Here is a 24,007-nt window from a genome sequence, read left to right on the forward strand (position 1 = left end):
GACTGAGCCCCGTACAGTACAGGGCTCAGTTCGGTTCCACCTAGCTTTGACTCTCCAACTTTACGGGGTCAGTTCACTTGCGGGAGAGGGAGTACCCAATCGGTAGTCTGAGCGCCGCGTGCTTACTGGTATCTTCAAGACAATCGCCCCATGCTTGGCATGGGGCGTTTCTTTTGGTTCATCGCCGATTGGCGGGGGCTAGCGTTTTGTGGGATTGGGGTGTGGTTTTCGGGCTTCGGCACTGCGGTTGGGTGTCGTGCTTGACTAGCGTGGCTGTTTCGCCGGCGTAGCCGGCGAGTCACTTTTTGGCCGAGCGCCAAAAAGTAACCAAAAAGCGCGTCGCCTAAGCGGCTGGCTATAAATTTGCCGCTTCTGGTCATATGAGCGGCGCTGGTTTCCTTTAAGCGTGGGTGGCCGTTCGACCCGGCTACGCCCCCTGTCTGGTGCCTGCGTCCACGGACTATTGGACGAACCCGACTTTAGGTTGTTGGCAGCCTGCTAATCACGGCGTCGGTCGGACGCCTTCGGCTGCGCTGCGCGCAGACCCTAAGCAGAACGACCGGCCACGTCCTAACAGCGTTGGGTTCGGCATCACCGGCTACAACGCGGTGCGAGCGCAGCGATGCACTCCGTGCCAGTGCCTCCGACCTGAGATGATGCGTGCGCGCAGCGCAGCCGAAGGCGTCCCACCGATAACCGGGTTAGCAGGCTGCCAATCCCCTAAAGTCGGGTTCGTCCAATAGTCCGTCGACGCAGGCACCAGACAGGGAGCGTAGCTGGCTCGAACCACCACACAAATCGGCGGAAATCACCGCCGCCCGAACCACCAACGCCGAGCACTTTATAGCTAGCCGCTCAGGCGACGCGTTTTTCTGCTTACTCTTTTGTCGCTTGGACAAAAGAGTAAGTCGCCGGCTACGCCGGCGAAACAGCCCACGCTAGTCAAGCACGACACCCAACCGCGGTGCCAAAGCCCAAAAATCACACCCCGCTATTCGGCGAAGAACCCTTCTTTTTTGCACGACCGCCTTGTTCAATAACCGTAATACGGCTGCTGCTGTTCGTAATATCCCGACGGCTGCGGACCGCAAGGCACGTAGGCACGGTCGTAGTCGCGGTAGCAATAGCCTGGCGGCGCTGCCGGCGGTGCGTATGAGACGGGAGCCGGCGCGTATGGCACCGGAGCCGGGGCGTAGGTGACAGGGGCCGGGGCCGCCATGACCGGCGCCGAGGCCAGGGCCGCGCCAAAGGCCAGGCCGACCAGCGCGCCGACCGCCAGCACTGCTCCGGCATTCGAGCCGCCGCCGTGGTGGTGGCGGCCGCGCGCCGACGCCGGGCCGGCTGCCACCAGCGCCACGCTCAGGGCAACCGCTGAAACGGTTCGGGTGGAGGGGCGCATATCGGACTCCTTCTGATGCAGCTTGTGTGCATTCATGATGCACGCAAAGCGCCCCTCAAGGTGTTTCGGCGCGGCTGGCGACTTGTTAGGGTTGTAACGGCTGCTTTAATGCCGGTGCCGGTCAGCCGGCGGCCAGCGCGCGCTCTGGCTCCTGCCCGAATGGCGGCATGTTCTCCAGCCGCAGCGATTGCGGCACCGACAGCGAGATGTCCGCGGCGCGCAGGCGCTTGAGGATTTCGAACAACAGGTCGCTGCGCGTGTTGGCGGCGATGCGCGGGCTGCCGACATAGCCCGTCACCGACAGCGTGATGCCGTTGGGCGCCAGCTGGCTGAACATGACCGAGGGTGCCGGCACGTCCAGGATGCTCTCGTTCTCGCGGTAGACGTCCAGCAGCAGGTCGCGCAGCTGTTCGGGGTCGGTATTCAGCGGGAAGGTAAGTTGCAGCGACGCCACCCCCTGGGTGCTGTTGCTCATGGTCACGTTGCGCAGGTTCTGCGAGATCAGCTGCGAGTTGGGCACGATCACGGTGGAGCGGTCGCCCAGCTGGATCTCGGTGGCGCGCACGTTGATGCGGCGGATATCGCCCTCCACGCCGGCAATGCTGACCATGTCGCCCACCTTGACCGGCCGCTCGGTCAGCAGGATCAGGCCGGAGACGAAGTTCTTCACGATCTCCTGCAGGCCGAAGCCGATACCCACCGACAGTGCGCTGACGATCCACGCCAGGTTGTCCCAGCGCACGCCCAGCAGCGACAGCACCAGCAGCACCAGCAACACGTAGCCGACATTGCTGTACAGCGTGATCAGCGAGGCGCGCAGGCCCGGCTCCTTGCAGACCTTGGGCAGCAGTTCCCCATCGAGCCAGCGCCGCACCGAGCGCAGCAGCCAGATGCCGACTCCGAGAGCGATCAGCGCATTCAGGATGCGGTCGGGCATGATGTTGAGACTGTGCAGCTTCTCGCCGCCCAGCACCATTACCAGGCTGTTGAGCAGGTCCGCGGGTGTGGTGCCGAAGCCGCCGGTCAGCAGCGCCAGCACCGCCACCAGCAGCAGCACGCTGGCGCCGATGCCTGACAGGATGGTGGAGGCCTGCTCCAGGTGCGAATCGTCCACGCCGAACAGCTGCTTGATGACACGGCCGCTGGCGTAGTTGGTCGAGAGCAGGCTTTCGCAGACGTCGCGCGTGACCTGGGTCAGCAGGTACAGGCTGCACAGCACGATGTCGAACCAGACCAGCTCGTAGGTCAGGAAGCGCGCAAAGCTGATGTAGCCGGCCAACAGCGCCACCACCGACACCAGCACGATGACCGACACGCCGGCGTGGATCATGCCCGCCAGCGTGGCGCGCGCCTCGGGCCGCTCGCCGGCGGCCGCCAGCAGGTTGCGCACGCGGTTGGCGCGCAGCAGCGCGGCGCCGATGGTCAGCACCACCACCAGCGAGACCAGCCCGCGCCCCAGCAGCGTGACCTGCACGCTGGTATCGGCAATGCGGTTCAGCTGCTCGAGCGTACCGGCCAGCAGCAACAGGCCGGCCAGCACGGCGGGGAACGGCTTCATCGCCAGCGCCACCGGATCGGCCAGCGCCGGCAGGCGCCAGGAGGGATGGCGCGTGCACAGCAGCGCGCGCCCCAGGCCCGCGATCAGCGCGCTGGTCAGCGTCAGCTTGAGCAACTGGCCGTACAGCTCGACCAGGTCCGGCGGCAGTTCATAGCTGCGCGTGAAGGCGTTGTAGACCAATTGCACCGCCAGCCCGGTGGTGCACACGGTGGCCAGCGTGGTGGCCAGTGCCAGGGCGCTGCGGCGCAGGCGCGTCTCCGGCAGCTTGTGCAGGCAGAACCACGCCAGTGCCCGTTCCGCCAGGCGTCGGCCCAGGGTCCATACCGCCAGGGCCAGCAACAGCAAGGCGATGGTGGCGGCGCGCTGTGACGGCTGCCAGGCCAGTTGTGCCATCGGCACCACCTGGTCGGTGAAGGAGGCCAGGCGCGCCTGGTCTTCCTGTGTCGGGCTGACCAGCGGCTTCCAGAACTGCGGGTTCAGGATGCTCTCGGAGCGCAGCGCGAGCTGGTCCTTCATCTGGCCGCGCTGCAGCCGCGCCAGCTGGTCGCTCAGGTTGGCGATGTTCGCCTTGCTCTCGCCTGCCTGCTTGAGTTGTGCGTCAAGCTGGGCACGGCGCGCATTCAGTTCGGCGCGCTGCCTGACCACCGCCGGCGCTTCCTTGGTGGTGCCGGCCGCCGGTGGCGGACCCAGCACGTCCAGCTGCGCCTGCAGCTGCGCCCGCTGCGGGGTCAGCGCCGAAGACAGCTTGTCGACGTCGGCATCGAGCTTCTGCAGCGTTTCTTCGAGTTCATGCAGCCTGGTGTTGCCATCCGGGTCGGAGGCCTGCTGCTTGATGCGGTCCTGCTCGGTCTGCAGGCGCTTGAGTTCGGCGGCGGCCTCGCCGTGGCTGATGGCGGGCGCCTGCTGGGCGCCGGCCTCGGAAGCTGCTTCTGATGCCGGGGCGGCCAGTGCGGCGGGCAGCGTGGCCGGCATCAGGTGGCATAGCGCAGCGAGCGCAAGGCCCAGTGCGAGCCGTGAAACTTTGCTCATGGCGGAATCTCGTCGGATGGTGACTTGCGGCGGCTCCGGCATCGGCAACGGCATCGCGCTGGCACGCGTCGGATGCGGCGGCGATGGGATGCGGGAACGGCCGGAGCACCGGCAATGAACACGGGAAGGGGGCCGCTCGCTGGCGCTCCCTTCGGCGAAGTCTGGTCAGGGCACGAAGCGCGGCGGGCTGCCTGGCGGGCCGGTGTGCGGGACACGGGACGTGCTGACCGATGGCGGCGGGACCAGAGGACACGAAAAACGGCCTTGCCGCGGTTCGCGAGATTATACGAAAGCGGATACGCCACCCAGCCGTTCCTTGTGTCGGATAGCGCACTGGGTGACATTTTGATACGGATACGCGCGCGGTGGCGCGTGGTCTGCGGGAATCGCATTACCATCACGGTCTTCGGGCCGCAGGCGGCCCATTTCATTACCAGGAGATGGCATGGCTGTTCCGTCAGGCACGGAAAAGGCGCAGCTCGGCGGCGGGGCCGGGCAGATTGAAATGTTGGTCGATCGTCCCGCCGGCGCGCTGCGAGGCATCGCCGTGGTCGCGCATCCGCATCCGCTGCTGGGCGGCTCGGCCACGCACAAGGTGCCGCACCAGTTGGCCAAGGCGCTGGTGGCACGCGGCTTCCTGACCGTGCGGCCGAATTTCCGCGGGGTCGAGGGGTCCGCGGGGCAGCATGACCAGGGCAGCGGCGAGGCGCAGGACATGCTCGCCGTGGTCGCCCATCTGCGCGAGGCCCATCCCGGCCTGCCGCTGGCACTGGCCGGCTTTTCCTTTGGTGCGTTCGTCATGGCCCATGTCGCCGCCACGCTGGCGGCGCAGTCCGTGCCGATCCGCCACCTGGTGCTTGCCGGCACGCCTTACGGCACCGTCAAGGCGCACCGCAGCTATGACACGCCGGCCGTTCCCGCCGATTGCCTGGTGGTCCACGGCGAGCGTGACGAGCGCGCGGAACTCGGCGCGCTGTTCGACTGGGCGCGCCCGCAGGGGCTGCCCGTGGTAGTGGTGCCGGGGGCGGACCACTTCTTTACCGGCAAGCTGCCGCTGCTGGTCCGTATCGTCGGCGGCTACCTGGATCGTCCCGATGCGGGGGCGGCCGCCTGACGGCTTAAGGGCGCCAGGCCTCAGGCGTTCGGCATCGCCGGTGCGCCGCCGATCGGGTCGGGATGGATCTGCATCAGCGCGGCGCGCTTCTCCAGCAAGTGCTGGCGCAGGATGGCCGCCAGCCGCTTGCCGTCGCGGGCTTCCAGCGCGCGGATCATCTCTTCGTGATCGTGCACGGCGCGGTCCCATTTGTCGGTCTGGTGGTTGGAGCGGAAACGCATCGCCTTGAGCCGCCGGTTGAGCGTCAGGTAGGTCTGCAGCAGCGTCTGGTTGCGCGCGGCCCCGGCGATGCGGTCGTGGATCTCCTGGTTGCGGGCGTAGTAGCCGGGCAGGTCGTTCTGCGCGCGGCAGGCCAGCATGGCGTAGTGCAGCGCCTTGATCTCGGCCAGCTCCGGCGGCGTGATGCGCTCGCAGGCCAGTTCCCCGGCAAAGGCCTCCAGGCCGCTCATCAGCTCGAAGGCTTCCCAGGCCTCGGCCTCGCTCATCCGTGACACGCTCGCGCCGCGGTTGGGCGAGATCTCGATCAGCCCCTCGGCGGCCAGCACCTTCAGCGCCTCGCGCAGCGGCGTGCGCGAGATGCCCAGCGTTTCACACAGCTCGCGCTCATTGAGCTTCATGCCCGGCGGCAGCACCCCCTCGACGATAAAGTTGCGCAGGTGGTCGACCACGGTGTCGTGCAGCCGCTGGCGCACGACCCTGGGCAGGAGCGGGGCGGCGGCCGCACCGGTGCCGTCCGGAGTTTGCATGCAATGTCCCTGTCATTGGCGTTGCGCCATTCTAAGACATTGCCGGCGGGCGGCGGCCCCCTCCGAGCCTAGCGCGCCGGACCGCGCAGCGGCATGCCGTTTTCGCGCGGCGCCTGTGAGCCTTCGCCCCGCCCGATCAGCGCCACCGACAACGCCGACACAACCCCAGCAAAGGCCACGTAGGCGCAGATCTGCCAGGGCTTGCCGCCGCCCGACTTGAGCAGTGCCGTGGCGATGATGGGCGTGATGCCGGAGGCGAAGATCCCCGAGAACTGGTAGACGAACGAGATCCCGGTGTATCGCACCCTGGCATCGAACAGCTCGCAGAACAGCGCCGCTTCCGGGCCGTAGACCGCGGCGTAGAGGATGCCGAACGGCACCACGATGGAGAGCCACAGCAGCATGGTGCTGCCGCCGCTGTTCAGCATCAGCCAGAACGCCGGGAAGGCGGACAGGGCCGTGATCAGCGAGCCCCAGAAATACACGCGGGTGCGGCCGATGCGGTCGGACAGGTGGCCGAAGAACGGAATGAAGAAGCACATCGCAATGGCCGCTGCCATCACGCCGACCAGTGCTTCAGTCCGGCTGATATTGATGGTCTGGGTCAGGTAGGTGATCGAGAACACGCCGAAGATGTTGAAGAAGACCCCGTCGATATAGCGCGCGCCCATGCCCTTGAGGATATTGCCCGGGTAGCGCCGCATCATGTCGACAAAGGGAATCCGGGTCTCGGCATTGCGCTGCTTGATCACGGCGAATTCAGGCGTCTCCTTGACGTTGAGGCGGATATACATGCCCACGAACACCATTCCCGCCGAGATCAGGAAGGCCACGCGCCAGCCCCACGCCAGGAATTGCGCATCGGTCAGGGTCAGCGACAGCAGCGCCACCACGCCGGATGCCAGGCACAGTCCGATCGCCAGCCCGATCTGCGGCAGCGACGCATAGAAGCCCCGTTTGCCCGGCGGTGCGTACTCATAGGCCATCAGCACCGCGCCGCCCCATTCGCCACCCAGGCCGATGCCCTGCAGCACGCGCAGCAGCAGCAACAGGATCGGCGCGAGGATGCCGATGCTGTCGTAGGTCGGCACCAGCCCGATCAGGAAGGTGGACACGCCCATGATCATCAGCGTGATCACCAGCATGCTCTTGCGGCCGACCTTGTCGCCGAAGTGCCCGAAGATCACGCCGCCCAGCGGCCGCGTGACAAAGCCCACCGCAAAGGTGGTGTAGGCCAGCATGGTGGCCACCAGCGGGTCATTGCCGGGGAAGTACAGCTTGTTGAAGACCAGGCCGGCGACCACGCCGTACAGGAAGAAGTCATACCACTCGATGGTGGCGCCGATTACGGACGCCAGCGCGACCTTGCGGATCGCCTGTTCGTTGGGGCTTGTCATGCTTGTCTCCTCAGGTGATGGGCGGCGTCCTCTGGAAGGATGGTTATGGACGCCGGATGCACTGCAGGGTTTGGCCTTGTTATGGATGCCTGGCCTTGGTTGTTCGCAATCAGGACTGGCGCAAGCCGCTCAGGCGGCTGCTGCCATCGGGGTCGCCACATCGACGGGATGCATTTCCCGCCGTGCGTCTTCGCGGATGAAGTCGGCCGCGCGCTCGGCCATCATCACCACCGGCACGTTGGTGTTGCCCGAGACCAGCGTGGGCATCACCGAGCAGTCCACCACGCGCAGCCCGCCCACGCCATGCACGCGCAGGCGCGCATCGACCACCGCCAGTGGCTCGGCGGCGGGCCCCATTTTCGCGGTGCCCGACGGATGGAAGATGGTGGCACCGTACTCGCGGCAGAAATGCAGGATCTCGTCGTCGCTGCGCACCTCGTCGCCCGGCCGGAACTCGCGTTTCATCAGGCCGCGCATCGGTTCGGTCTGCGCCACGCGCCGGGCGTAGCGTACCGCTGCCACGGTGCAGCGCCGGTCCAGCTCGGCCGACAGGTAGTTGGGCTGCATCGACGGCGGCTCATACGGATCGGTCGAGCGGATCCGCACCGTGCCGCGCGACTCGGGCCGCAGCTGGCATACCGAATAGGTGCAGCCGGAGAAGGGATGCACCATGCCGCCGGCCATGTCGGCGGACAGGGTCGAGAAATGGAACTGCGTATCCGGCGTGGCGCTTTCCTGCGGCAAGGCGCGGCAGAACATCGCGCCCTGGTTGATGCCGATCGCCAGCGGCCCCTTGCGCATCAGCAGCCATTCCAGGCCCATGCGCGCCTTGCCCGTCAGCGAGCGCAGCTGGTCGTTGGTGGTGATCGGCTTGGCCACCTCGTAGATCAGCCGCACCTGCAGATGGTCCTGCAGGTTCTCGCCCACGCCCGGCAGGGCATGCACTACCGGTACGCCCAGATCCTGCAGCAACGGCGCCGGGCCGATGCCCGACAGCTGCAGCAACTGCGGCGACTGCAGCGCGCCCGCGCACAGGATCACCTCGCGCCGCGCCCGCAGGATATAGGGCTGGCCATGCTGGGTGTAGCGCACGCCCACGGCACGCTTGCCTTCGAACAGGATCCCGGTGGTGTGGGCATCGGTCTCGACGCGCAGGTTCGTGCGCCCGCGCGCCGGACGCAGGTAGGCCACCGCGGTGGAGCAGCGCCAGCCGTTGCGGGTGGTGAGCTGGTAATAGCCCACGCCCTCCTGGTCGCCACCGTTGAAGTCGGTCTTGCGCGGCAGGCCCAGCGCCTGGCCGGCGCCGATGAAGGCATCGACCAGCGGATGCTGCCGGTCGATCGAGGTCGCGTTCAGCGGGCCGTCGGTGCCGCGCGTGGGGCCGGCGCCAAGGTCGTTGTTCTCGAGCCTGCGGAAGTAGGGCAGACAGTTGTCCCAGCCCCAGCCAGGATTGCCCAGCGTCTCCCAGTGGTCATAGTCCTCGCGCTGGCCGCGCACGTAGATCAGGCCATTGATGGCGCTGCTGCCGCCCAGCGTGCGGCCGCGCGGCCAGTAGATGCGGCGATTGAGCATGTTGGGATCGGGATCCGTATAGAAGCCCCAATTCACTTCCTTGTGGAACATGGTCTTGCCATAGCCGATCGGGATATGGATCCACGGGTAGCGGTCGGGCGGGCCGGCCTCCAGCAGGCAGACCGAATAGCGGCCGTCTTCGCTGAGCCGGTTGGCCAGCACGCACCCGGCCGAGCCGGCGCCTACCACGATGTAGTCAACGGTTTGCGACATCGTCGCTGTCTCCTTTTTCTGGCCGGCAGGCACGTAGCCACCCGGCTTCGATCTATAATCTGAAACGTTCTGTTCCGGATTTTATTTTTCAAAACCGGAATGGAAAGCTCAATCGCGAGGAGACGCCGGTTGTGAAACAGAACGTGCAATTCCCGTTTCAGAATCGCACTGCAGCAGAGGACGGGACGGTGGAGGACGATGCACGCAGCCTGCGCGTGCTGATGGTGCTGTCCAGCCTGGCCAGGGCACAGCACCCGCAAACGCTGTCCCAGCTTTCGCAGCGGTTGCATGTGCCCAAGGCGACACTGATGCGCCTGCTGGCCGCCATGGAGCGCACCGGCTTCGTGGTCCGCATGCCGGCCGAGCGCGGCTATGTGCCCGGCCCGGGCGCCGCGTCGCTGGCACTGCAGACCCTCAGGAGCCCGCCGATGCTGCGCGAGTGCCGCGCCATCCTGGCCAGGCTGGTGGCGAGCCTGGGCGAGACCTGCAATCTCACCGCGCTCGACGGCGACCGGGTCCTCTATGTGGAGCGCGTCGAGACGCACGAGCCACTGCGCCTGCAGTTGTCGCCCGGCATCCACGTGCCGCTGCACTGCACCGCCAGCGGCAAGCTGTTCCTGTCAGCCATGAACCGGCTGGAACGCCAGCAGATGCTCAGGCGCCTGGACCTGGCCCCGCACACGCCGCGCACGCTGTCCGATGTGCCGGGACTCAATACCGAGCTGGACCGGCTGGGCGCGCGCGGCATCGGCGTGGACCATGAGGAATTCGTGCGCGGCATGTGCGCGGTGGCAGTGCCGGTGCGCGAGCCGGATGGCGAGGGTTCAGGCCGGGTGGTGGCCGCGATTGCCTGTCATGCGCCGACGGCGCGGGCATCGCTTGAGGCGCTGCTGCAGGCGGTGCCGACGCTGCAGGGCGCGGCCAGGGAGATGGCTGCGGTGCTGTGCGGGCACTGAGCCGGGCCGGCTTCCCGCTCAGCGCTTGCGAACGCCAGCCGCCGCCACCGCGCGCGCGGCCAGCAACGGCACCGGCTCGGCCGTGACGGTCTCGCCGGCCCGGCGCATGACGAGCTCGCGAAACAGGCGCGCCGGCGTGCGTGGCGTGAGTTCGTCGTTCCAGACCGCGACCACCGGCTCCACGCGGCTGCCGAGTTCGAAGCGAAGCACTCTCGCCACCTTGGCCAGGGCGAGCTGCGCGGCAATGCGCTCGGGGAACACCGCGAGGAAATGACCCGCCTGCAACAAGCTGGCCGTGGCGGCCACATCGCTGGTGCGGATGCCCAGCGAGGGCGCCGGCGCCCCAAGGGTATGAAACGCCGTGTGCAGCAGGTGAAGCATGCGCGAGCCGGCCACCGGCATGCACCATTGCTGCCCGGACAGTTCCTGCGCCGCCAGCTTGCGGCGCGTGAGCAGCGGATGGTCCAGGCTGGCGACGATCACCACCTTCTGTGCCGGGACTACCGGTGCCGTGCGCAGCGCGGGTAGCGACAGGCGCGGATCGTCATAGGCGAACAGCAGGTCCAGCGAGCCATCCACCAGTTGATCCGCCAGTTCGCCGATGCCGCCTTCGATCACGCTGATCTCCACGCGCGGATGGTCACGGTAGAAGTCGCTCATCGCCCGCGCCAGGAAGGGCTGCACCGACATCGTCCGGAACGCGATGCGCAACGCCCCCTGGCTGCCGGCGCGCACTGCCTGCAGCGATTCGGCGAGCCGTTCGAGCTGCGCCAGCAAGACCGCCGCATGGGCTGCCATCTCCCGTCCGGGCTCGGCCAGGTGCAGGCCGCGGCGGCCGCGCTCGAACAGCGGCATGCCCACGATGTCTTCGATCTCGGCCAGGGTCTTGGACACCGCGGCGGGGCTGACATGAAAGCGCGCGGCGACGGCTGCGGCGGTTGGCATCTCGCTCAGCGCCAGCATGATGCGCAGGTGGCGCAGCTTGAGGCGGCCAAGCAGGGTATGGGCGAAGGCTTCGGCGGGCATGGGGCAGGCGACGATCGGCAGGGCCGGGTGGCTCATTCTATAAGTTAACCATTTGCTCAACAAACAGCGATTTTTATTCGCTTTTGGTATCGGAACCGATCCCATATAGTCGGCGCATCACCTGATTCATTCCAAGCCATCACGAGGCAATCAGACCTCAGGAGGAGACCCATGGAAGCCATGAGCCATTTGCGCTCGATCATGCGCGGCATGCTTGCCGGCGCAGCCTTGCTCGCAGCCACTTGCGCAACTGCCGCACCTGCGTGGCCCGACCGGCCGCTGCGCCTGGTGGTGCCGTTCCCGGCCGGCGGTTCCTACGACATCATCGGCCGCACGCTCGCGCGCAAGCTGGAACAGCGGCTGGGGCAGCCGGTGGTGGTGGAGAACATCGCCGGCGGCGCGACCGTGCCGGGCGTGTCGTCGGTGCTCAAGGAGAAGGCCGACGGCAATACGCTGCTGCTGGCCAGCGACGGCACGCTCAGTATCAATCCGTTCACGATCAAGGGCCTGCGCTATCGCCCCGAGACCGACCTGACGCCGGTGACCATCGTCAGCACCGTGCCGCACTGGATCATCACGCGCGCCGACCGCAAGGAGATGACGCTGGGCGAGCTGAAGACGCATATCCAGCGCAACCCCGGCAGGGTGTCGATCAGCATCAACGTCGTCGCGGGGGCTGCGCACCTCGGCCTGGCCGACTGGAAGCGCCGCAATGGCCTGGATTTCACCATCGTTCCATACCGCGGCTCGCCGCCGGCCATGGCGGACCTGATCGGCGGCCAGACCTATGCGCATGTCGATGTGATCGGCTCTTCGGTCAATTACGTCCAGGATGGCAAGGCCAGGCCCCTGGCCACGCTGCAGGCGGAGCCCGTCACGCAGTTTCCCGGCCTCGAAACGCAGAAGGCGGGCGGCACGGATGCGCTGCAGGTACGCGGCAACCTGGCGCTGGTGGTCAAGGCGGGCACGCCGGCTCCGGTCATCGACCGGCTCTACAAGGAAGTGAAGGCCAGCGTTCAGGAAGCGGACTTTGCCGCGCGCCTGCAGACGCTTGCCTATGAGCCGGTCCTTTCCACCCCCGAGCAGGCCCGCCGCTTCCTGCAGGCGGAAACGATCCGCTACGGCGCCATTGCGCGCGCGGTCGATCTCGAATCCAACTGAACCCTTCACGCTGTCGGAGCCAGTCCATGCGTTTTGTCATTGCCCTGATGCGGCATGAAACCAATACCTTTTCGCCGATTACCACGCCATTGAGCGCGTTCAACCGCGGCAGCACCGCTGGCCCGCTCTACGGCGACGACGCGGTGCGTGCGTGCCAGGGCACCAACAGTGCCGCGGCCGCGTTCATCGACCTGGTACGCCGCCAGGGCGACGAGTTCGTGATGCCCCTGATGGCGAGCGCGGTGCCCAGTGGCATGGTGACCGCACAGGCATTCGAGTCGATGGCGGCCAGCATTGTCGAGGCGGTGCGCGCGGGCTGCGATGCCGTGATGCTGGACCTGCACGGCGCCATGGTGGCCGAGGGCTATCCGGATGCCGAAGGCGAACTGCTGGCACGCATCCGTGCCGCCGCGCCCGAGGTGCCGATCGCGGTATCGCTGGATTTCCACGCCAACTTCAGCGTTGCGCTGGTTGACAATGCGACCGTGATCGCCGGCTACTGCACCTATCCCCACGTGGACGTGTACGAGACCGGCGCACGCGCCGCCCGTACCCTGATGGCGGCGCTGCGAGGCGAGGCCCGCCCGGTCCTGTTGTGGCGCACGCTGCCGATGCTCACCCACATGCTGCGCCAGACCCCGCGCGCGCAACCCATGAAGGACATCATGGAGCGTGCGATGGCGGCCGAGCGCGATGGCGAGGTGCTCAACGCCTCGGTGTTCGGTGGCTTTCCGCTTGCCGATATCCCGCATACCGGACTGGCCGTGGTGATCGTGGCGGATGCCGCCAGGGTCGACGCAGGGCGGCGCCTGCTCGACGAGCTCTGCGGCATGGCGTGGGAACGCCGGGCTGATTTTGTTTTTCCGATCGAGCCGATGGAGGAATCCATCGCGCGCGCCAAGACGCTCACGCAGGGCCCGGTCGTGCTGGTCGACCATGGCGATAACTGCGGCGCAGGCGGGCCGACGGATGAAATGACGGTGCTGGGCGAAGTCCTGCGCCAGGAGCTCGAAGGCGTGGTCGCCGGGCCGTTCTGGGACCCGGGCGCCGTGGCGGAACTGATTGCCGCCGGCGTCGGGCAGTCCGTCACGCTGGATGTGGGCGGCAAGACCGACATGCCCGCGCTGGACCTGAAGGGCCGTCCGCTGCGGCTGAGCGGCCGGGTGCAGTGCATTACCGACGGCAACTACCAGGTCACCGGCCCGATGTTCACAGGCATGAAGCTGAGCCTGGGCCGCACCGTGGTGCTGGATGTCGCCGGCACGCTGGTCGTGATCTGCGAGAAGCCGCAGGAGCCGTTCGATACCGGCGTGTTCACGCACGCAGGCATCGACTTGTCGCGCCGCAGATACATCCTGATCAAGTCGCGCCAGCACTTCCGCGCCGGGTTCGAGCCGATCGCCAGCGAGATCGTGCTGGTGGCCGGCCCCGGAGTCTGCAGCTCTGACTACAGCCAGTTCCCGTTCCGCAACCTGCGCCGGCCGATCTATCCGCTGGAAGCACATACCGTGCTCGAGGCTGCCTGAGCGCATCCGCCGCCGTCAACCGGAGTGACCGTATGACCTATTCGACCCCCTTGCGACGGCTGGCCGCCGCGCTGGCATTGGCCCTGGGTGCCAATGCCGTTCCTGCCAAGGCTGCCCCCGCCAGCGGCGACGCGCCCGTGCGCATCGTCGTCGGCTTCGCGGCCGGTGGCGCGCTGGACATCTTCGCGCGCACGCTTGCTGAAAAGCTGCGTGTTTCGCTCGACACGCCCGTCCTGGTCGAGAACCGCCCCGGCGCATCGGCGCGGCTGGCACTGGAGAACGTCAAACGCGCGCCGCCGGACGGCAAGACGGTGCTGATCTCGCCCGCGCCGCCGTTCACCATCTTTCCGCTGACCTACAAGCGCCTGGCCTATGACCCCGACAAGGACCTGGTTCCGGTCGCCTACCTGGCCGATGTGCCGCTGGTGGCGTCCGCCAGCGTCAACCAGCCCTATCGGACCATGCCGGAATACCTGGCATGGGTGAAGCGCAACCCGGACAAGGGCGGCGTCGGGCTGGTCACGCTCGGCGGCAGCATTCATTTCGGCGTGCTGTCGCTCAGCAAGTCGATTGGCGTGCCGTTGCTGCCCACTGCCTATCGCGGCGCCGTCATGATGCTGACCGATGAGATCGGCGGCACGCTGCCGCTGGGTATCGATGCGGTGGGGGGCCAGATGGAGCTGTACCGGGCGGGCAAGATCCGTTTCCTCGGCGTCACCGGGACCCGCCGGTCGGCACTGCTGCCTGATGTGCCAACGCTGGCGGAGGCGGCCGCGCCGGGTTTCGAGGCGGCGTCCGGCTGGTACTCGGCCTTTGTGCCGGCGGGGACGCCGCCGGCTGCGGTAGCGAGGATCGAGAAGGCGCTGCTCGACGCCATCAAGGATCCCGTGGTGCGCGACAAGATGTCGGCGCTGGGCATGGAGATGAACGGCAAGCCGGGGGATGCCCTGCGCAAGCTCATCCAGGCGCAGCGCACGCAGTGGGGCCCGGTGGTCGCGGCCTCGGGCTTTACGGCCAGCGAATGAGGCCGGCCGTCCAGGCGGGGGTGGCGCGGGTATCGCTTGCTGCCTACCCTGTCTGCACAGGGCTGTGCCGCAACAGCTGCCCGACCCGCTCGCGCAGCATCGGCAGCACTTCGCCCTCAAACCAGGGATGCTGCTTGAACCACGGCTGGTTGCGCGGTGACGGATGCGGCAACGGCACGAAGCCGGGCGCGTAGTCCTTCCATGCCCTGACGGTCTCGGTCAGCGTCGGCTTGCGGCGCGCCCCGAGGAAATGGCGCTGCGCGTACTGGCCGACCAGCAAGGTCAGCTCGATCGACGGCAGTTCCGCCAGCAGCCGGTCGAGCCACAGTGGCGCGCATTCGCGGCGCGGCGGGTTGTCGCCGCTCTTGCCGCGTCCGGGATAGCAGAACCCCATCGGGATGATCGCGAACTGCGATTCGTCGAGGAAGGTGGCGGTATCGACCCCAAGCCACTGCCGCAGGCGCTCGCCGCTTGCATCGTTCCAGGGGATGCCGGTTTCATGCACGCGTATCCCCGGCGCCTGGCCGACGATCAGGATGCGCGCCTCGGCCCCGACGCGCACGATCGGGCGCGGGCCGAGCGGCAGGTGTGGCGCACAGGCGCGGCAAGCCCGTACTTCGGTCAGCAGGGTATCGAGCGAGGAGCGTTGGCTTCCCTCAGGCGTTGGCTTGGATTTCCGCATAGCTCATGCCGTCTGGAAACTCATCCGCTTTGCCTGCGAGATCGACATGGCCGCCACTTGCACATGCGGGGCCAGCTTGGCCTGGGCGGTCTCCAGCGTCCAGCGCGTGGACGGGACGGAGATATTGATGGCGCCCACCGGCAGGCCGCGGTGGTCGGTGATTGCTGCTGCGACGGAGATGTCGCCGACCACGGTCTGGTTCATGGCCACGGCATAGCCGCGTTCACCGGCCTCGCGGATCGCCGTCATCAGCTTGTCGGGGTCGGTTTCAGTGAACGGCGTGATGGGGTTCAGTGCGGTCGCCCGCACCACCTCCAGGCGCTGCGCTTCGGGCAGCTTCGACAGGATCGCAATCCCGGACGCGGTGTACACGGCCGGGAGCCGGTACCCGACCCCGAAATCGACGTTGATCAGGTGCTGCCCGGGGAAGCGGGCCAGGAACACGATCTCGTGCCCGTCGAGTTCCTGCAGGTTGGCGGTTTCCCCCAGCGTGCGGCTGATATCGAGCAGGTAGGGCGATGCGCGCTCGACCAGGTCGTTGGAGCGCAGGTAGTTGTACGACAGGCCCAGTGCCTTCGGCGCAAGCCCATACATCGCCGAATCGGGCAGGCGCCGGATGTAGCCCAGCTGTTCCAGGGTGTGCACCAGCCGCTGGGTGGCGCTGCGGTCGAGATCGGCCGCCCGTGCGATCTCCGCCATCGACATCAGGCGGCGGTCCGGGCCGTGGAAGGCTTCCAGCACCTGGAAGGCCTTTTCCACCGAACCGACGAACAGGGACGAACGCTCGCGCCTTGTGCGCAGCCCGTTGCCTTCATTACCTGAATCCACACAACCTCCTGCTCGTCCTTGTCATTGTTTTCATGGCTTACAGTGCGGCCAGCCGCGCGGCATGGTCGTCCGAGAGCGCGGCAGTGTCCAGCCTGGCGGCCTGCGGAACGCCGAGCAGCCGCAGCGTGGTCTCGAATTCTCCACGCAGGATGGCCAGCACTTCCGCCACGCCGCGGGGACCGCGCGCCGCCAGCCCGTAAAGCGGTGCGCGCCCCACCAGCACGCCGCGGGCGCCCATTGCCAGCGCCTTGGCGATGTCGGCGCCGCGGCGCACGCCGCCATCGACGAATACGTGCATCCTGCCCGCCGCCGCGACGATGGCGGGCAGCATCTCGACTGCGCTGGGCGCGCCTTCCAGCTGGCGGCCGCCGTGGTTGCTGACCACGATGCCATCCAGGCCCTGGCGGGCGGCGATTTCCGCGTCGGCCGGCGTAAGGATACCCTTGATGATGACGGGCCCGTGCCAGTGCCGGCGCAGCCAGGCGATGTCGTCCCAGCACAGCGACATGTCCATCTGCCGGCTCAATCCCGCCGCCTGCGCCTTCAGGTCGTTGGCCATCCCGCTGCTGCGGGCCAGGTTGACCAGCTGCGGCGAGCCGCCCTGGCGCAGCATGCGCAGGCACCAGCGCGGATGGGCCGCCAGGTCGGCCAGCAGCCGCGGCGTCCACGGCACCGGCATGCGAAAGCCGTTGCGGATGTCATGGTCGCGCTTGCCGTGCACCATGGTGTCGACGGTCAGCATCAGCGTGCTGAAGCCGGCGGCGCGTGCGCGCGCCATCATGTTTTCGGCGATGGCGCGGTCGCGCTGCACGTAGAGCTGCAGCCACAGGTCGCCGTCAGTGGCGGCGCGCACGTCTTCGATCAGCGAGGTCGATGCCGTCGACATCACGAAGGGCAGGCCCTCGGCGTGTGCGGCCCGTGCCAGCGCCTCTTCGGCCTTCGGCCAGTACAGTCCGTTCAGCCCCGTGGGGCCCACCAGCAACGGCAGGCGGTACTTGCGGCCGAAGATCTCCATGCCGGGATCGATCTCCGTGACGTCGCGCAGCACGCGCGGCCGGAACAGCAGTGCCTGGTATGCGGCCAGGTTGCGTGCCAGCGTGCGCCCGTCCTCCGCGCCTCCCTCCAGATAGTCGAAGGCGAAGCGCGACAGCCGGCGCCGCGCCAGGTCCCGATAGTCCTTGATGGCCGGCAGCATGATCGTCGGCGCCTCAGGCGAGGGCGGCCTCGGCTTGCAGCCGCTGCGTCAGTTCGGCACGCAGCTGTGCCTGCAGCCCGGGCGCCGGCGCTACCAGCGGTGCCAGCACCTTCGGCGCGGTCACGCCCACCAGGTCGAGCACGGATTTCAGCGGCCCCGGATTGGTTTCGGAGAAGGCCAGGTCCAGCAACGGAATCAGCTCGCGGTGCAGGCGTACCGCTTCAGCGGTATTGCCGGCCACGCCGAGCTCATAGATGGCACGCCAGGTGCGCGGCAGCACGGAGGCGGTCACGACCACGCCACCCCTGGCACCCGCCGCCATGTGCAGCGGGAACAGGCTGTCCTCGCCGCTGAACACGCTGAAGCTGTCGTCGACACCCGCCACCACCTTGAGGAAGTGGTACATGTCGGTGTTGCAGGCTTTCATGCCGATGATGTTTTCGTGGCGCGACAGCTCGTGCAGCACCTCGGGCGCGATCGCGATCCGCGTGCGGTAGGGGATCTCGTAGATCATGACCGGCACCGGCGAGGCGTCGGCATAGCGCAGGAAGTAGTCGCGGATGCCTTGCTGGGTCGGCGAGGTGTAATAGGGCGTCAGCACCATCAGGGCAGAGGCGCCAACGCCGGCAAAGGCCTTGCCCGCATCCAGCGCATCGTGGAACCCTGGGTCGAGCACGCCGGGAATGACGGGAACCTGGCCAGCCGCTGCTTCGACGCAAAGGGCCGCCATGCGGACGCGCTCCTCGCGCGAGAGGGCACCGTATTCGCCGGTGCCGCCCAGCGGCACCACGCCGGCAACGCCGTTGGCCAGCAGGTAGGCCATCAGCTTGCGCGTGGCGTCCTGGTCGATCCTGTCGTCGGCCGTCACGGGCGTCGGGATGGCGGGGAAGATGCCGCGCAGGTCGGCGGCGGTAAGCTTGTTGTTCATGGATAGGGTTCTCAGCGCCCGGCGCTCTTGCGGCGCAAGCGCTCGGCGCAGGTGATCAGGATGGTAACGAAGACGAACAGGCAGGTAGACACCGCGGCAATCACCGGTGAAAGCTGCAGCGTCACCTCGTCCCAGAACTGCTTGGGCAGGGTGGCGCTCAGTCCGCCAGAGGCAAACAGGGCGATCGTCAGCTCGTCGAACGAGGTGGCGAAGGCGAACAGGAAGGACGAGAACAGGCCGGCGGCGAGGATCGGCAGCGTCACGTAGCGCAGCGTCTGCCAGGGCCTGGCGCCCAGGCTTTGCGCCGCCAGGTCGAGCCGCGTGTCGTAGTTGCGCAGCACCGCCATCATCGTCATGACGACATAGGGCACGGCAATCACGGTGTGGCCGATCATCAGGCCGAGCGAGGTGCCGACCAGCCCGACCCTGGCGAAGAAGTAGAACATCCCCACCGCGATGATCATGCGCGGGATGATGATCGGCGACAGCACGAACGCCAGCAGCAGCGACTTGCCCCGCATCTGCGAGCGCGCCAGCAGGAACGCCACCGGCGTGCCGACCAGCAGCGCCAGCACCGCGGCGCCAAGGCCGACCAGCAGCGAGCGCAGCCCGGCCTGCATCCACAGCGGCGACGCGAGCATGTCCTGGTAGTGCTGCAGCGTGAAGCCGCGCGGCGGCCAGTTCAGGCCCGACTTGTCGGCGAACGACAGCGGGATCATCAGCAGCGCCGGCACGCTCAGGAACAGCAGCACCATCAGCACGATCGTGCGCAGCGGCAGCGAGTCGCCCGGCTGCGGCTCGCGCCGGCCGCGCGGCACCAGTGCCAGCAGCTTGTCGCTGACCGCTCCCAGTGCGCCCAGCACGCTGTCGCCGAGCCGATGCAGCACGCCATCGTGCGCGGCGGCGGAGCGGGTGCGTTGCTCCGCTCCGCCTGCCATCGACGAGAGCCCGAGCACCTTGTCATACAGGGCGAACACCGCCAGCACGACCAGCAGCAGCAACACCGAGATCGAGCCGGCGAAGCCCCAGTTCATGGTCTGCTGCACCTGGTCGATGATCAGCTGGGCGACCATGATCTCTTTGCGTCCGCCCAGCAGCGCTGGCACGATAAAGAAGCCGACGGCGGTGACGAACACCATGATGGCGCCAGCCGCCACGCCCGGCATCGAGAGCGGGAAGTAGACGCGCCAGAACGCCGTGCCAGGCCGTGCCCCAAGCGTAAGCGCCGCGCGCGGGAGGTTGCGGTCGATGTTCTCCATCACCGACAGCATGGTCAGCACCGCCAGCGGCATCAGCGCGTGCACCATCGCCACCAGCACGGCGCCGAGGCTGTACAGCAGGTTGGACGGCGCGTCCTGGATGCCCGCGGCGCTCAGCAACTGGTTGACCACGCCGTTGCGGCCCAGCATCACGATCCAGGCAAAGGCGCGCACCAGGAAGCTGGTCCAGAACGACAGCAGCACCCAGAACAGCCACTTTGCCTTCCTGTCCTTCGACAGCGAGGAGATCAGGTAGGCCACCGGATAGCCGGCGACCACGGAGAGCAGCGTGGTCCAGAGCGAGATCTTCAGCGTGATCAGCATCACGTCGACGTAGACCGACGACGCAAACAGCTGGCGGTACTTGGCCAGCGTGAAGGCACCGTCGCTGTAGACGCTCAGCAGCAGCAGCTGGCCGACCGGGTAGACCAGCAGCACCACGAACAGGAGCACCAGCGGCGCGGCCAGCAAGGCGGGCCGCAGCCAGGGTAGGGGTCGGCGTTGCAGGGCGACGGCGGTCATAGGGAATCCGGGACGGCGACAGCGTCGCTGCGCTGCCAGGTGAGCGTGACTTGCTGCCCGACCGCGTGCCGGGAAGCGCCCATCGAGGTGGGGTAAGACAGCACCACCGGGGCCTGGCCGGCGGCATCGGATTCCACGTACAGCTTGGTCAGGCTGCCGGTGATCATGCTGTCAAGCACTTTGCCGCTGACCGCATTGGCGGCGGTGACGCCGTTGGCCATGGCGATGTTCTGCGGCCGCACCATGACCCGCACCTTGCCCCCGGCGGCCACCGGCGCATTGGTGACCGCGTGGGCGACGGCGCCCCCCTGTGCCAGCGCCACCTCCACGTGGTCGCCGCGCACTTCCGTGACCGTGCCCTCGAACAGGTTCGATTCGCCCAGGAAGTCGGCCACGAACAGCGTGCGCGGGCGGAAGTACAGGTCCGACGGCGTGCCTAGCTGCTCGATCTTGCCGCCGTTCATCAGGCAGATGCGGTCAGACATCGTCATCGCCTCTTCCTGGTCGTGGGTGACATAGACGATGGTCGTGCCCAGCTCGCGGTGGATGCGCTTGATCTCCAGCTGCATGTGGTCGCGCAGCTTCTTGTCCAGGGCGCCCAGCGGTTCATCCATCAGGATGATCGACGGCTTGTAGACCAGGCAGCGGGCCAGCGCGATGCGCTGCTGCTGGCCGCCCGAGAGTTCCTTCGGGAAGCGCGCCGCGACGTGGGGCAGGCGGACCATTTCCAGTGCTTCCAGTGCCTGGCGCCTCGCCGTGGCCGCGTCGACCCGGCGCATCTTCAGCGGGAAGGCGATGTTCTCCGCGATCGTCATGTGCGGGAACAGCGCGTAGTTCTGGAACACCATGCCGATATCGCGCTCGTAGGGGGCGCCATAGGTCACGTCCTTGCCATTGATCAACAGCTGGCCGCCGTCCGGCACGGCCAGCCCGGCGATCAGGCTGAGCAGCGTGGTCTTGCCCGAGCCCGAAGGGCCCAGGAGGGTAAGGAATTCCCCCTCGGCCACTTCAAGGTCGGTCGGGGCCAGCGCGACGAAGTCGCCATAACGCTTGGTCAGCCCGGAAATCTTGAGTTTGAAATTCGGCATCGTGTCGTTGCTGGTGGTGTCTGGAGAAGAGGTTCAGATCACTTGAGGATCCAGCCGTTGAACTTCTCCATCACCGCGGCCTGGTTGTCGAGCCAGTACTTGGCGTTGATCTGCACGCCCGACTTGATGTTGTCGGGGTGGGTCGGGCAGTTCTTCGCGACCTCGGGCTTGATGTACTTGAAGGCATCCGGCTGGGTCACGCCTGCCGGGAAGTACTCCACCAGCGAGGCCATGCGCTTGGGGTCGGACGCGAACTTGATGAATTCGCGGCAGGCTTGCGCATTCGGCGTGCCGGCCAGGATGGACCAGTTGTCCACGCCCCACAGGTTCTGGTTCCAGACGATGCCGACCTGGGCGCCGGAGGCGGCCGCGCTCTGTGCGCGCGACACCCAGGTGGCCACCATGTCGACCTCGCCGGACTTGAGCATCTGCTCTACCTGGGCGCCGGAGTTCCACCACACGTCAACGCTGGCCTTGATCTTCTCCAGGTTGGCGAGGGCCTGGTCGACATTGAGCGGGTAGAGCGCGGAGGTCGCGGTGCCGGCGGCCATCAGCGACTCTTCCAGCGTGTCGAACGGGTGCTTGCGCAGGGCGCGGCGGCCGGGGAAATCCTTGACGTTCCAGAAGTCGGCCCACGACGACGGTGCCTTGCGGCCCTTGAAGGCGTCGGTGCGATAGGCGAGAACCGTGCTGTAGACGTTGGTGCCCACGCCATAGGGCGACATGAAATGCGCCGGAATGGTCTTGACGGTGGCGTCGCCCTCCAGGCCGTGCTTCTCCAGGTAGACCTTGCCGCCCTGCGTCAGCAGCAGGATGGCCGGCTGGCTGATCTTGGCCATGTCCCAGGTGTAGTTCCTGGTCTCGACCATGCTGCGGATCTGCGCCACCGGTTCGGCGTTGGCCTGCACGCCCACGACCTCGATGCCGGTCTTCTCGGTGAACGGCTTGTAGTACACCGCGCTGTAGGCCTTGGTGTAGATGCCGCCGTCGTCGCGCACCACGATGCGCTTGGACTGCGCGCGCGCGTACTGGAGCACGGCGGGCGCGGCAAGCGTGCCAAGGCCGGCAGCGGCGACCTTGAGCGCACGCCGGCGAGAAGAGTTGATGGGGCTGTGGTCGTTCATGCGAGCTCCTTGATTGCCGTTATTGCTGGGAAGGTGGGGACGGCAGCAGCCGGCCGGGGTTGAACAGGTCGCGCGGGTCGAGCATGCGCTTGATGCCGTGCATCATGGCGATCTCGACCGCCGGCTTGAACTGCGCCATTTCCTCGGTCAGGACCTGGCCGATGCCATGTTCCGCGCTGAAGGTGCCGCCCAGTTCGTAGGCCACCTGGTCGATGGCGTGCTTGATGCGGGCGGCCACGGCATCGCGCGCTGGCAGCGCTTGCCACTGCGGGAAAGGCACCAGCGGGATGAAGTGGACGTTGCCATCGCCCAGGTGGGCAACGACGATGATCGGCAAATCCGGCAGGACCGCATGCGCCGCCGCGGTGGCGCGCTCAATGAACTGCGGCACCGCCGAGACCGGCACGGCGCAATCGGTGTTCAGGCCCAGGCCCGCTTTCTTGTTGCCTTCGGAGACGCTATGCCGCACCTGCCACATGGTTTCGCGCTGCGCGCCGCTGGCGGCCACCACGGCATCGTCGACCAGGCCTTCGGCCACACCTTGCTCCAGCACTTCCTGCAGCACCTCGTCGAGCAGCTCGCGCCGGCCGGTGTCGGCAAGTTCCACCAGCACGTGCCAGGGATGGCTGGCAGGCAACGGCGCACGGCGGCCGGGCACGTGATCGAGCACGATCTGCAACTGCACGTGATTGAGCATTTCAAACGCGGACAGGGTGGCGCCACAGCGCTGCTGGAAGCGTCCCAGCATCTCCAGCGCCGCCTGCGGCGTGCGCACCGCCAGCCACGCCATGGCGTGCGCGGTGGGCAGCGGATGCAGCTTGAGCGTGGCGGCGGTGATCACGCCGAGCGTGCCTTCGGAGCCGATGAACAGGTGCTTGAGATCGAGGCCGGTGTTGTTCTTGCGCAAGCGGTACAGGCCGTTCCAGACCTGGCCGTCAGGCAGGACCACTTCAAGGCCGAGCACGTTGTCGCGGGTGTTGCCATAGCGCAGCACGCCGGTGCCGCCCGCATTGGTGGCGATGTTGCCGCCGATCTGGCAGGAGCCTTCGGCGCCCAGGCTCACGGGGTAGAGACGCCCCTGTTCCGCCGCCGCCTGCTGGATCGCGGCCAGCACGCAGCCTGCCTCGACTTCCATCGAGTTGTTGGCCGCATCGATGGCGCGGATGCGCCGCATGCGTGCCAGGCTGATGACGATGGGCGGCGTGCCGTCCGGGGCCGGCACCGCGCCGCCGCACAGGCTGGTATTGCCGCCTTGCGGCAGCACGGGCACGTTGGCCTGGACCGCGGCCTGCACCACCGCGGCGACTTGCGCGGTGGAGGCCGGCAGCACCACGCACAGCGCCGGGCCCTTATAGCGGCCGCGCCAGTCCTCGACGTAGGCGGCTACGTCCGCGGGTTCGGTGAGAACCGCATCGGGTCCCAACAGGTCTTTCAGCTTCAATACAAGTGACATCGCCTTGTGCCCTCGTGCTCGATTGAAGCCATACTAGTCGATTGTCATGAGCATAGGTATAGGTGAAATCCACATATCAGTAATCGCAATGCGATTATTCCGTCGATCGACGGGCAAGGGGCTGCAGACCAGATGTCGGGGGTTCCTTGTGCGAACGGCCTTCCGTGACAGCGGCCCGGCGGCGTGCCGTCCTACAATCTGATCCT

At 67.3% G+C, this 24,007-nt stretch carries 19 protein-coding genes; 5 read left to right on the plus strand and 14 right to left on the minus strand.

Translation table 11 applies throughout. The annotated features are described in order from the left end of the window. Positions 1-1,033: 1,033 nt before the first annotated feature. Both AC3WVS_RS16050 and AC3WVS_RS16055 read right to left on the minus strand, forming a co-directional pair. Positions 1,034-1,399: a mechanosensitive ion channel protein MscS gene (locus AC3WVS_RS16050; protein ID WP_492319452.1), complete on the minus strand. Its 366-nt coding sequence runs from the start codon at positions 1,397-1,399 to the stop codon at positions 1,034-1,036. 121 nt (positions 1,400-1,520) lie between these two features. Further along, complete coding sequence (locus AC3WVS_RS16055; protein WP_492319453.1) at positions 1,521-3,986, minus strand: DUF3772 domain-containing protein; 2,466 nt, start codon at positions 3,984-3,986, stop codon at positions 1,521-1,523. A 445-nt stretch (positions 3,987-4,431) separates the two neighbouring features. Between AC3WVS_RS16055 and AC3WVS_RS16060 the strand changes: the two genes are divergently transcribed. After that, positions 4,432-5,100 carry an alpha/beta hydrolase gene (locus AC3WVS_RS16060; protein ID WP_492319454.1) on the plus strand — a complete coding sequence of 223 codons (669 nt, stop codon included), beginning with the start codon at positions 4,432-4,434 and terminating at the stop codon, positions 5,098-5,100. Positions 5,101-5,120: 20 nt separating this feature from the next. On the opposite strand, the gene AC3WVS_RS16065 is transcribed toward AC3WVS_RS16060, so the two are convergent. From AC3WVS_RS16065 to AC3WVS_RS16075, 3 genes are all read right to left on the minus strand, one after another. Further along, positions 5,121-5,846, minus strand: a complete 726-nt coding sequence (locus tag AC3WVS_RS16065) for a GntR family transcriptional regulator (protein WP_492319455.1) — start codon at positions 5,844-5,846, stop codon at positions 5,121-5,123. Positions 5,847-5,914: 68 nt separating this feature from the next. After that, complete coding sequence (locus tag AC3WVS_RS16070; protein ID WP_492319456.1) at positions 5,915-7,243, minus strand: MFS transporter; 1,329 nt, start codon at positions 7,241-7,243, stop codon at positions 5,915-5,917. A 129-nt stretch (positions 7,244-7,372) separates the two neighbouring features. Further along, positions 7,373-9,028, minus strand: coding sequence for a GMC family oxidoreductase (locus AC3WVS_RS16075; RefSeq protein ID WP_492319457.1), 1,656 nt, complete (start codon positions 9,026-9,028; stop codon positions 7,373-7,375). Between the two features lie 131 nt (positions 9,029-9,159). On the opposite strand from AC3WVS_RS16075, the gene AC3WVS_RS16080 reads away from it, so the two are divergent. Beyond that, positions 9,160-9,984 carry an IclR family transcriptional regulator gene (locus tag AC3WVS_RS16080; protein WP_492319458.1) on the plus strand — a complete coding sequence of 275 codons (825 nt, stop codon included), beginning with the start codon at positions 9,160-9,162 and terminating at the stop codon, positions 9,982-9,984. An 18-nt stretch (positions 9,985-10,002) separates the two neighbouring features. On the opposite strand, the gene AC3WVS_RS16085 is transcribed toward AC3WVS_RS16080, so the two are convergent. Continuing rightward, entirely contained in the window at positions 10,003-11,046 is a 1,044-nt protein-coding gene (locus tag AC3WVS_RS16085; RefSeq protein WP_492319459.1) for a LysR family transcriptional regulator, read from the minus strand. Positions 11,047-11,181: 135 nt separating this feature from the next. On the opposite strand from AC3WVS_RS16085, the gene AC3WVS_RS16090 reads away from it, so the two are divergent. From AC3WVS_RS16090 to AC3WVS_RS16100, 3 genes are read left to right on the plus strand one after another with little or no spacing between them, the layout of a single operon-like run. Continuing rightward, positions 11,182-12,171, plus strand: a complete 990-nt coding sequence (locus AC3WVS_RS16090; protein WP_492319460.1) for a Bug family tripartite tricarboxylate transporter substrate binding protein — start codon at positions 11,182-11,184, stop codon at positions 12,169-12,171. Positions 12,172-12,197: 26 nt separating this feature from the next. Next, entirely contained in the window at positions 12,198-13,697 is a 1,500-nt protein-coding gene (locus tag AC3WVS_RS16095) for a M81 family metallopeptidase (protein ID WP_492319461.1), read from the plus strand. 32 nt (positions 13,698-13,729) lie between these two features. Continuing rightward, on the plus strand, positions 13,730-14,722 hold the full coding sequence (locus AC3WVS_RS16100; RefSeq protein ID WP_492319462.1) for a tripartite tricarboxylate transporter substrate-binding protein: 993 nt from the start codon (positions 13,730-13,732) through the stop codon (positions 14,720-14,722). A gap of 43 nt (positions 14,723-14,765) precedes the next feature. On the opposite strand, the gene AC3WVS_RS16105 is transcribed toward AC3WVS_RS16100, so the two are convergent. From AC3WVS_RS16105 to AC3WVS_RS16140, 8 genes are read right to left on the minus strand one after another with little or no spacing between them, the layout of a single operon-like run. Then, the gene (locus AC3WVS_RS16105) at positions 14,766-15,404 is read right to left on the minus strand and encodes a uracil-DNA glycosylase family protein (protein ID WP_492319463.1); all 639 of its coding nucleotides are present in this window, start codon (positions 15,402-15,404) and stop codon (positions 14,766-14,768) included. 3 nt (positions 15,405-15,407) lie between these two features. Then, a complete protein-coding gene (locus AC3WVS_RS16110) occupies positions 15,408-16,232 on the minus strand; it encodes an IclR family transcriptional regulator (protein ID WP_010810310.1) in 825 nt (274 codons plus the stop codon). 37 nt (positions 16,233-16,269) lie between these two features. After that, a complete protein-coding gene (locus tag AC3WVS_RS16115; RefSeq protein WP_492319464.1) occupies positions 16,270-17,427 on the minus strand; it encodes an alpha-hydroxy acid oxidase in 1,158 nt (385 codons plus the stop codon). Between the two features lie 13 nt (positions 17,428-17,440). Then, positions 17,441-18,355 carry a 4-hydroxy-tetrahydrodipicolinate synthase gene (gene dapA / locus AC3WVS_RS16120; RefSeq protein ID WP_492319465.1) on the minus strand — a complete coding sequence of 305 codons (915 nt, stop codon included), beginning with the start codon at positions 18,353-18,355 and terminating at the stop codon, positions 17,441-17,443. A gap of 11 nt (positions 18,356-18,366) precedes the next feature. Beyond that, positions 18,367-20,136 carry an ABC transporter permease subunit gene (locus AC3WVS_RS16125; RefSeq protein WP_492319466.1) on the minus strand — a complete coding sequence of 590 codons (1,770 nt, stop codon included), beginning with the start codon at positions 20,134-20,136 and terminating at the stop codon, positions 18,367-18,369. Beyond that, positions 20,133-21,224 (minus strand): ABC transporter ATP-binding protein, encoded by a 1,092-nt coding sequence (locus AC3WVS_RS16130; protein ID WP_058696498.1) that lies wholly within the window; start codon positions 21,222-21,224, stop codon positions 20,133-20,135. Before AC3WVS_RS16130 ends, AC3WVS_RS16125 begins: the two co-directional genes overlap by 4 nt. 38 nt (positions 21,225-21,262) lie before the next feature. After that, on the minus strand, positions 21,263-22,348 hold the full coding sequence (locus tag AC3WVS_RS16135) for an ABC transporter substrate-binding protein (RefSeq protein ID WP_492319467.1): 1,086 nt from the start codon (positions 22,346-22,348) through the stop codon (positions 21,263-21,265). A 19-nt stretch (positions 22,349-22,367) separates the two neighbouring features. Then, positions 22,368-23,801, minus strand: a complete 1,434-nt coding sequence (locus AC3WVS_RS16140; protein WP_492319468.1) for an FAD-binding oxidoreductase — start codon at positions 23,799-23,801, stop codon at positions 22,368-22,370. Positions 23,802-24,007: the final 206 nt, after the last annotated feature.

The organism is Cupriavidus sp. CPT47-8839-RL05A (genome assembly GCF_058792255.1).